Annotated in this window: 1 protein-coding gene; it reads left to right on the forward strand. The window is 54.2% G+C overall.

What is annotated here, in order from left to right:
• Positions 1–192 precede the first annotated feature (192 nt).
• A complete protein-coding gene (locus tag ACRXB1_RS36020) occupies positions 193–1,146 on the forward strand; it encodes an IS5 family transposase (protein WP_449494773.1) in 954 nt (317 codons plus the stop codon).
• Positions 1,147–1,397 lie beyond the last annotated feature (251 nt).

Below are 1,397 nucleotides of genomic sequence, written 5' to 3' on the forward strand. Positions count from 1 at the left end.
CTTGAAGAACGGTTAACGAGCATTCTCACTTTCGCACATTCGGGCGAACACGAGTTCTACTTTCCACACTCGCTTCGCCATCTCCACGACGGCCCGTTTCCGGGGGGAGGCGTCCATACCATCTGCAAAACTGCTGCATTTAGCGAAGGCATGCATTACCCTAAATGGAGTTTATGGAAACGGAGTGACGCGATGACGCAACTTCATCTTGGGCTGGATTTGTCGACGAAGCGCACTCGCAAAAGGGAGTTTCTAGACGAAATGAGGCGTGTGGTGCCGTGGTCGAAGCTGATTGCCTTGATCGAGCCGCATTACCCTAAGGGTAAGACTGGGCGACCGCCATTTCCTGTCGCGACGATGTTGCAAATCCACTTCATGCAGCAATGGTTTGGTCTGTCGGACCCTGCTATGGAAGAAGCTTTATACGACGTTCCGTTGTATCGCGAATTTGCGGGTCTTGATGGCGGCATGACGCGCTTGCCGGACGAGACTACGATTCTTCGTTTCCGACACCTACTTGAGACACATGGCATCGCCACCCAGATGTTCACACTGGTCAATGAGATCCTGATCGACAAAGGGTTGATGCTCAAGGCTGGCTCGGCCGTAGACGCGACGCTAATCGCCGCGCCGAGTTCGACCAAGAATGGCTCAGGTACGCGCGATCCCGAAATGCATCAGACGCAAAAAGGTCGCACCTGGTACTTTGGGATGAAAGCGCATGTCGGCGTGGACGCAGAATCAGGCCTCGTTCATACCGTCATCGGCACTGCCGCAAACGTGCATGACATCAACGCGGCACAGGCGCTGTTGCACGGTGAAGAAACGGACGTGTACGCTGACGCTGGATATCAAGGCATCGAGAAACGTGAGTCAACTCGCGCGGTACGATGGCACGTTGCGATGCGCCCAGGCAAACGGAGGAAGCTGAACCTGAAAGACCCGCTCGATGCAATTTACGACCAGATTGAACGCTTGAAAGCCGGCATCCGCGCGAAGGTTGAGCATCCATTTCGGATTCTCAAGCGACAGTTTGGATACGTGAAGACGCGATACCGAGGCTTGGCAAAAAACACCGCGCAGATCACAACACTGTTCGCATTGGGTAATCTGTGGATGGTGCGCAAGTCAATGAAAAACCCTTAAACGATGCGGCATCAAAGATGCCCAGATCATGAATCGCCGCGGAGATGTCGACCAATCTCCCGTTTGCCGATGCTGATGGCCACTGGCCGACTGCAGCTAACAGGACTGAAGATCTGAAAACGCGTTATGCAGATGGTATGGACGCCTCCCCCCGGAAACGGGCCGTCGTGGAGATGGCGAAGCGAGTGTGGAAAGTAGAACTCGTGTTCGCCCGAATGTGCGAAAGTGAGAATGCTCGTTAACCGTTCTTC

Source organism: Caballeronia sp. M23-90, from assembly GCF_053574605.1.